General features: G+C 72.2%; 8 protein-coding genes. 2 read left to right on the top strand and 6 right to left on the bottom strand.

Features of this window, described 5'->3' with window-relative positions:
* Positions 1–916, top strand: a 916-nt coding sequence (locus tag EST92_RS07670) for a chitinase (RefSeq protein WP_129280173.1), incomplete at its 5' end; no start/stop codon positions are given.
* A gap of 146 nt (positions 917–1,062) precedes the next feature.
* Here EST92_RS07670 and EST92_RS07665 read toward each other — a convergent pair.
* From EST92_RS07665 to EST92_RS07660, 3 genes are all read right to left on the bottom strand, one after another.
* On the bottom strand, positions 1,063–1,329 hold the full coding sequence (locus EST92_RS07665) for a DUF4190 domain-containing protein (protein ID WP_129247505.1): 267 nt from the start codon (positions 1,327–1,329) through the stop codon (positions 1,063–1,065).
* Positions 1,326–1,493 carry a hypothetical protein gene (locus EST92_RS31555; protein WP_174243953.1) on the bottom strand — a complete coding sequence of 56 codons (168 nt, stop codon included), beginning with the start codon at positions 1,491–1,493 and terminating at the stop codon, positions 1,326–1,328. Before EST92_RS31555 ends, EST92_RS07665 begins: the two co-directional genes overlap by 4 nt.
* Before the next feature lie 108 nt (positions 1,494–1,601).
* Positions 1,602–2,033, bottom strand: a complete 432-nt coding sequence (locus EST92_RS07660) for a tautomerase family protein (protein ID WP_129280172.1) — start codon at positions 2,031–2,033, stop codon at positions 1,602–1,604.
* A 125-nt stretch (positions 2,034–2,158) separates the two neighbouring features.
* Here EST92_RS07660 and EST92_RS07655 point away from each other — a divergent pair, with 125 nt between their 5' ends.
* Positions 2,159–3,067: a LysR family transcriptional regulator gene (locus EST92_RS07655; protein WP_129280171.1), complete on the top strand. Its 909-nt coding sequence runs from the start codon at positions 2,159–2,161 to the stop codon at positions 3,065–3,067.
* A 115-nt stretch (positions 3,068–3,182) separates the two neighbouring features.
* Here the strand turns inward: EST92_RS07655 and EST92_RS07650 are convergent, their stop codons facing one another.
* The 3 genes from EST92_RS07650 to EST92_RS07640 are packed head-to-tail and all read right to left on the bottom strand — an operon-like array spanning position 3,183 to position 6,951.
* Complete coding sequence (locus EST92_RS07650) at positions 3,183–4,334, bottom strand: substrate-binding domain-containing protein (protein WP_129280170.1); 1,152 nt, start codon at positions 4,332–4,334, stop codon at positions 3,183–3,185.
* Positions 4,335–4,378: 44 nt separating this feature from the next.
* Positions 4,379–5,419 carry an ABC transporter permease gene (locus EST92_RS07645; RefSeq protein ID WP_129280185.1) on the bottom strand — a complete coding sequence of 347 codons (1,041 nt, stop codon included), beginning with the start codon at positions 5,417–5,419 and terminating at the stop codon, positions 4,379–4,381.
* A gap of 2 nt (positions 5,420–5,421) precedes the next feature.
* A complete protein-coding gene (locus EST92_RS07640) occupies positions 5,422–6,951 on the bottom strand; it encodes a sugar ABC transporter ATP-binding protein (RefSeq protein WP_129280169.1) in 1,530 nt (509 codons plus the stop codon).
* Positions 6,952–7,073 lie beyond the last annotated feature (122 nt).

Below are 7,073 nucleotides of genomic sequence, written 5' to 3'. Positions count from 1 at the left end.
CGCTCCCTCCACCCCCGCCCCCGCTCCGGCGTCCCCCGTCTTCGCGCCGTACGTCGACACCTCGCTCCGGCCCTCCTACGACCTTCTCAAGGGCGCCCGGGAGACCGGGGTGAAGGAGTACAACCTGGCGTTCGTCTCGCCGGGGGACGGCTGTGTGCCCAAGTGGGGCGGCCGACAGGAGCTGGCCGACAACCCGGTGGCCCGGCAGGCGGACCGCCTGCGCGCCCAGGGGGGCGAGGTGCGGATCTCCTTCGGCGGCCAGAGCGGAAACGAACTGGCGCGGGTCTGCGGCTCGGTGGACAAGCTGGTGGCCGCCTACCGCAAGGTCATCGACGCCTACCACCTGACGAAGGCCGACTTCGACATCGAGGGCCCCGCCCTGACGGACACCAAGGCCAACGACCTGCGCGCCCGGGCGATCGCCCGGCTCCAGCAGGGCCGGAAGCTGGATGTCTCTTTCACGCTGCCGGTGATTCCCTCCGGCCTGAACCGGGACTCCCTCGCGGTGCTGAACAGCGCGAAGAAGAACGGCGTCCGGGTCTCCGCCGTGAACATCATGGCCATGGACTACGGCACCTACTACGACGGTGACATGGGCAAATACGCCATCGACGCCGCCACCGCCACTCACCGGCAGATCAGGGCGGCGCTGGGCCTCCACAGCGAGGCCGCGGCATGGAAGGCGGTCGGGGTCACGCCGATGATCGGGGTGAACGACGTCAAGGGTGAGGTCTTCCGTCCGGACGACGCCGCGGAACTCATGGCGTTCGCCGAGAAGAAGGGGCTCGGCCGGCTGTCGATGTGGTCCCTCACCCGCGACAAGCCCTGCCCGGACGGCGCGAACATCAAGGCGCAGGCGTCCTGTTCCAGCATCGGGAAGAACTCCAACGAGTTCGTGCGGGCCTTCACCGGCTGACGAGCGAGCCTCCGTGCGCGGCCGGCAGCCCGGCATCTCGGCCGGGCCGTCACATCACCGGCGGCCCGACCTGACGGTATCGGCGCCCGGACACCGGCCGGGCGCCGATACCGCTGCCCCTGGAGGAGGCGGACTCCGCGCCGGCCCTAAACATGCCAGCTGACGGTCCCGTCGGCCGCGGTCAGGACGACGAGCAGCACGAGGTCGAGTACGCCGAACGCCAGGCCCAGCCAGGCGCGCAGCCGACGGATCGTGCCCCGGGAAAGCGCCAGGACGCCGAACAGGACGGCGCACGGGCCGAAGAAGACATTGAAGATCACGGTCCCCAACAGGCCGCAGACGAAGGCCGCGACGGCCATCCGATCGGCCTGCGGACGCGGGCCGGTCTTCAGCGGGATCCAGGTCGATGTCATCGCGAGGCTCCCTTCATGCCGCTCCTGCGGCGTTCCCGCAGGAAGAACACCGTGAGCCAGGCCGTGATGGCGATACCACCGACCACGGTGACGGACACGGGGACATGACCTGCGGTCCCGAGCAGCGCACCGAAGAGGAAGAGGGCGACAACCAGGAAGAGCATGCTGTGCCTTTCGTGCGAAGGCCGGCGCATGCCGCGGCCGGCCCGAGCGGGCACCTGCCGCTCCGTTGCGGCGGCTTGCGTGAAGCCGGGTACCCGCATCTCGCACACCTATGGGCGGCTTCCGCCTTCCACGGCATCGGGTGCGGGCCGGGGGGTGTGCCGATAGTGGTCGAGCTGTGTGATGCCGTTGTAGCCGTAGCTCTCGGGGTGGAGTTCGTACAGCGCGACCCCGGCAACCGGCGGCAGCACGCCCAGGGTCTCCCGCAGCAGCGCGTAGGCCTCGCTGATGAACCGCCCCTTCTCCTCGGCGCTGTTGGTGCCCGCGGTGATGCTCACCTCCACGTGCGCGCCGGTGGCCTCCCGGACGGGGCGTCCGGCTACGAAGAAGTGGTCGGCCGGGGACGGGTGCACATGGACCGTGGTGCGGGCGGCGGACTTTCCGAGCACGGAGACGGCCAGGTCCGTCAGGCCCTCGGCGAGCGCGCGTCGACGGGCGGGCGCCAGGTCCGGGTCGGAGACGGTGACGCGGATGTACGGCATGGGGCGAGACCTTTCCAGGAGGGGGAGTGGATGCTCATGACCCTTTCCGGTCAGGGAAGATGAGTCCAACGCAGAGGGCTGATGGGCTCATGAGGGGGGCTCATGACGTGGGGTGGGGAGGCATCGTGGCGCTGAATCTGCCGCAGTTGCGCGCGTTCGTCGCCGTCGTGGACGCGGGCGGGTTCGGTACCGCGGCGGCGGACCTGGGACTGAGCCAGTCGGCGGTCTCGCACGCCGTCGCCTCGCTGGAACGCACCCTCGCCGGCCCGCTGCTCGTCCGCTCGACTCCCGTACACACCACGGCCCTTGGGGACGCGGTCCTGTCCCACGCCCGCTCGGCGCTGGCGGCGGCGGACGCGGTCGTCGACGCCGCGGCCCGGCACACCGCGACGGCAGAGGCCACGGTGCGCCTCGCCGCCACCCCCACGGTCTGCCAGGGACTGCTGCCCTCGCTGCTGCGCCGCTGGTCCGAGCGGCTGCCGGCCCTCCGCATCCGCGTCTTCGAAGGCAGCGGCGAGGAGACCGAGGCCTGGCTCGCGAGCGCGGCGGCGGACGCCGCCATCGTGGTCGACCCGCCCCCGGTCGCCGGCCGGGAAGACCCCCGTGCCGGCAGTGGCGCGCTGCTGGCGACCGACCCCTTCCTCGTCCTGCTCCCGCAGGACCACCCGCTGGCGGGCGAGGAGACCGTCCACGTCGCCGACCTCGCGGACGACCCACTGATCCTCTCGCCCAACGGCTGTGAGCGGCACATCCGCACCCTCCACCAACTGGCGGGGCTGGAGTACACCCCGGCTCATCGCGTGCGGGACCTCGGCACGCTCATCAGCATGGTCCAGGCCGGTCTGGGTGTCGCGATCCAGCCGGAGGTCTCCCGCCCGCTGGTCCCGGACGACCTCGTCCTGGTGCGGATCACCCCGCACCACAGCAGGAGACTGGTGCTGTGCGGCCCGCAGAACCGCCCCTGGCAGCCGGCCGTGCAGGCCCTCGTGGACTCGGTGGCGCAGTTGCCCACGGGCGCGCGCGGCGTCGTCTGACGGCGCGCGCGACAGCCACCGGGGCAGCCACGTGCCCTCCGCTCAGCGGCCGGTCACCTTGCCCCCAACGGGCGGCGCACTTTTGGGCGTTGCGACGCCCGGGAGCCGGGCCCCCTCACCTGCCCCAGATCTTCCGATAGGCCGCGCGGTAGCCGGGCGGGTCCCACGTCGTGGCGCCGCCGCTGTCGGCCGCCGTGGTGATGTGCACGGGGGCGACATATCCGCTGGCGGGCCTGCCGGAGAAGGCGCGGTTGAATTCGTCGAGGATCTGCCAGCCCTGCTGGGCGAAGGGTTCGGGAACGGTGGCCGCCTGGAACTCCCTGCTGTTGATGCGCTGGAAGGCGGACGGATCGCCGTCGCCCGCACCGATGTTGAAGGGGGCGCCGCCACCCTTCTTGCGTGCGGCCCGCAGCGCCGGGGCGGCATCGGCGAAGTACACGTCGTTGATGGCGACGGAGTGCGTCCAGCGGTCCCGGAAGCGCGAGAGCAGCGAGGAGACCTCCTGGGGGGTCCGGCTGCTCGTGTCCGAGATCGGAATGTTCTCCTCGGCCAGCAGCCGGACGCCGGAGCAGGTGGCCAGCGCCTTCTTGATCAGCTCGGACTTGTTCCTGGCGAACGGGATCGAGGCATCGGTGAACACGACGACCCCGGCGTGGCCGTGGGAGTGCGCGATGATCCAGTCCGCGCTGATCCTCGCGACGTCCTGGACCCGGGTGGTGACGTTGCTGAAGAGCTTGGGGTCCTTGCTGGGACCGGGGGCGTCGACGGCGTGCCAGCCGACGAGCGGGATGTGTGCGGCGTTGGCCTTCGCCACCTGTTGCGACGTCAGATGTGGGTCGAAGCCGCCGATGACGATGCCCGAGGGCCGCAGGGTGATGGCCTGGCTGAAGGCCGCCTGGATCCCGGCAGGGGTGCCCTGGCCGTCGATCACCCGGACGTTCCAGCCGATGGTCCTCGCCGCCTCCTCCACGCCCTTGGCGGCACCGGCGACGCCGGGGTTGTTCATGGTCTGCGCGACATAGACGATCCGCTTGCCGGGTACCGCCCGGGGGCCGGTGGTGGGGCCGTCCCATGCGGAGTGGGTCGTCATGGCCCGCTGCACGGCCGCCCGGGCACCGGCCAGGACGGTGGGGCAGCCGGTCCGTGCCGGCCCCGGCGAGTAGGACCCGCCGCCGGTCGAGGTGCCGCGCTCGCAGCCGGTGAGCACGGTGGCCACCACCGCCAGAACGGCGGCGCCGGCGCGGGCGGTCCTGCGGTGCGAGGGCACGGGCACTCCTTGCGGAGGGGCGACACGGTGGGGACAGCCGGCGGTCAAGGGGTGGTTTGCGGCACGTCATGGCGGGGCCGGGGAGGTGCCGCTCGCCCCCGGCGCAGCTGCCGGCGCGCGGCATAGCCGGCCATGCCGACGGCGATGAGCAGGGTCGCGCCGTTGAACAGCGGGGTGACCCAGAACTGGGCGCCGAGCTGACCGATGCCGGCCAGGCCGATGGCGAGGATGACGACGGCGACCAGGGTGCCCAGGGCATTGGCGCGGCCGGGTCTGATCGCGGTGGAGCCGAGCAGCGCACCGACGAAGGCGGGCAGCAGGTAGTCCAGGCCGACGCTGGGGTTGCCGATGCGCTGCTGCGCGGCCAGCAGGACCCCGGCGACACCGACGATCAGACCCGATCCGGCGAAGGCGTAGACGACGTAGCGCCGGGTGGGGATGCCCACCAGCTCGGCGGCGCGGGGGTTGGAGCCGATGACGTACAGGTACCGGCCCAGCGGCAGTCGTTCCAGGAGCAGCCACAGCACGGCGGTGAGGGCGAGGACGTAGTACGCGGCGACCGGCAGGCCGAGGAACCTGGAGTCGTAGAGGTCGGTGAACGCGGCCGGCAGACCCTGCGGGCCGGGGACGATCCGGGCCCCGTTGGTGATCCAGCCGGTGACGGCGTACAGGATGCTGCCGGTGCCGAGGGTGGCGATAAAGGAGTCGATCTTCGCGAATTCGACGACGACACCGTTGAAGGTGCCGACGACCGCCCCGCCGAGGACCACCACCAGGCAGGCGAGCGGCCACGGCCACCCCCCGTTGGCGATCAACTGCATCGTCATGACGTGCGCGAGGCCGAGCCCGTAGCCGATCGACAGGTCGAAGTTCGCGGTGACGATGGGGATCATCGCGCCGAGCGCGAGGATGGCGGGGATCGACTGGTTGGACAGCACCTGGGAGATGTTGTCCAGGGTGGGAAAGGTGTCCGGCAGCGCCAGCGAGAAGGCCAGGAACAGCAGGACGGTGAGGGCCAGGAGACCGTAGGCACCGAGGAGGTGACCCCACCGGCGGCCCCACGGAGGCCGGGAGAAGGGCGGCATCGTCACCCCGTCCCGGTGAGTGCGGCCATGGCCGAGGAGGCGCGGGCGAGCCCGGCCGCCGTGAGGGCTTCGCCGCTCAGCTGCACGGTCACCCGGCCGCGGACGAACACCAGGGCCCGGTGGCACACGTCGGCGACCTCCTCGAAGTCGGTGGAGAGGAGGAGGACCGCGAGGCCGTCGGCCAGCGCCTCCTGGAGCAGGCGGTAGATCGCCGTCTTGGCGCCGACGTCCACCCCGGCGGTCGGCTCTTCGAGGATCAGCAGGCGTCGGTGCGTCCCGAGCCACCGGCCGACCAGGACCTTCTGCTGGTTCCCGCCGGACAGGGTGGCGATCGGTGCCTCGGTGTCCGTGGGGGACACCGAGAACCGCTCGACCAGGGCGGCGGCTTCGGCGCGCTCACGCCGGGGGCCGGTCCAGTGGAAGGCCGGCACCCCGTTCGCCCGGGGGTTGGCCAGGAAGTTCTCCCGCACCGTCAGTTCGGCGGCACAGCCCTCTTCCTGACGGTTGCTGGTCACCAGGCCCACGCCGGCGGCGACGGCGGCGGCGACCGTGTCCGGTGCGTACGGGCGCCCGTCGAGCAGGGCGCGGCCGCCGAGGAGGTGGCCGGCGCCGGCGAGGGCGCGGCCCAATTCCATGTGCCCGGCGCCGGTGAGGCCCACCATGCCGAGGATCTCCCCGGTGCGCAGTTCCAGGCTGACCGGCGCGGTGTTCTCGGTCCGTACCCGCTCCAGGCTCAGGACGGCCGGGCCCGCTGCGGGTGCGAACCGGTAGCCGCCCGGTGCGTGGCCCACGATGTCGTGCACCAGCCGGGCCGGGGAGTAACCGGAGAGCGGGCCCTGGCTGATGAGGCGGCCGTCGCGCAGTACGGCGAAGGAATCGGCGACCTTGTACACCTCGTCGATCCGGTGGGTGACGTGGACGAGGGCGTGGCCCTGGTCGCGCAGGGTGTGCAGGACGTGGAAGAGCCGGTCGCAGTCCGCTGCCGGGAGGCTGGCGGTCGGCTCGTCGAGCACGATGAGTGCGGCCCGGGTGGACAGCGCGCGGGCGATGGCGACCAGGGAGCGTTCGGCGCGCGGGAGGTCGGTGAGGGGGGTGTCCGGGTCGAGGTGCGCGGCGACGACGTCCAGTGCCGCGGCGCCCTGCCGGCGGGTCCGCCGCCAGGAGAGCAGCCCCGCGCGGCGGGGGTACCCGGTGCCCAGCGCGATGTTCTCGGCGACCGTCATCCACTCGACCAGTCCCAGGTCCTGGTGGATGAAGGACATGGCGCGGGCGGCCGCTTCGGTGCCGAGCGGGTGCCCGGCGACCGTCACCTCGCCCTCGTCCGCGTGGTGGACGCCCGCGAGCACCTTGATGAGGGTGGACTTCCCCGCGCCGTTGGGACCGAGCAGGGCGAGGATGCGGCCGGGGCGGATGTCGAGGTCGACGGCGTCGAGGGCGAGGGTGCCGCCGAACCGTTTGCTGAGACCGCGTACACGGACGAGGGGCTCCGGGGCACCGCGCGGGGGAGGGCTGCTGTCTGGAGCGTCATGCACGGACTTCTCCGGGGGTCGGCCTCGTGGTTCTTCCTGCGTGCCCCGACGGGCTGGGCCGCGCTGTGGGGCGTTCCGCGGCGGTGCGGGCGGCGCGTGGGGATTTCGCGGTGCGTCATTCGTAC

The organism is Streptomyces sp. TM32 (assembly GCF_004122755.1).
In the GTDB taxonomy this organism is placed as follows: Bacteria; Actinomycetota; Actinomycetes; order Streptomycetales; family Streptomycetaceae; genus Streptomyces; species Streptomyces sioyaensis.
This window is presented reverse-complemented; position numbering and strand designations above follow the sequence as displayed.

Excerpts from the sequence above, each read along its gene's own strand:
- EST92_RS07665 (WP_129247505.1), bottom strand. The coding sequence starts at position 1,329 with ATGACATCGACCTGGATCCCGCTGAAGACCGGCCCGCGTCCGCAGGCC.
- EST92_RS31555 (WP_174243953.1), bottom strand. The coding sequence starts at position 1,493 with ATGCTCTTCCTGGTTGTCGCCCTCTTCCTCTTCGGTGCGCTGCTCGGG.
- EST92_RS07660 (WP_129280172.1), bottom strand. The coding sequence starts at position 2,033 with ATGCCGTACATCCGCGTCACCGTCTCCGACCCGGACCTGGCGCCCGCC.
- EST92_RS07645 (WP_129280185.1), bottom strand. The coding sequence starts at position 5,419 with ATGCCGCCCTTCTCCCGGCCTCCGTGGGGCCGCCGGTGGGGTCACCTC.